This is a genomic window from Psychrobacter sp. TB55-MNA-CIBAN-0194, assembly GCF_040309505.1.
GTDB lineage: Bacteria > Pseudomonadota > Gammaproteobacteria > Pseudomonadales > Moraxellaceae > Psychrobacter > Psychrobacter fozii.
Window position 1 is genome coordinate 1 of sequence record NZ_JBEOOW010000750.1, and the last position, 238, is coordinate 238.

Here is a 238-nt window from a genome sequence, read left to right on the forward strand (position 1 = left end):
TGCCAGAGCTGCCCGATCTAATTTATCAAAGCTTAAAACGCCCACCACAAATTCAAGTACAGGCTCCGAAGGGATCTCATAAACCCTTGGTTTTAGGTTTGTTTAGCAGTGCGGCTATGGTTATTGCTGCATTATTTTATTTACAATACGATTTAATTGCCGCAAGTATCGCTATAAGTAGCGCTATTATTGGTTTCATAGCAGCGTGGCATAGTACATAAACTAGGTGCTATTTACG

At 40.3% G+C, this 238-nt stretch carries 1 protein-coding gene; it reads left to right on the forward strand.

Annotated elements, in window-relative coordinates; translation table 11 throughout:
* A partial coding sequence (locus AAEY75_RS16960) for a hypothetical protein (RefSeq protein ID WP_352260341.1) occupies positions 1–221 on the forward strand: 221 nt, incomplete at its 5' end.
* Between the last annotated feature and the right edge of the window lie 17 nt (positions 222–238).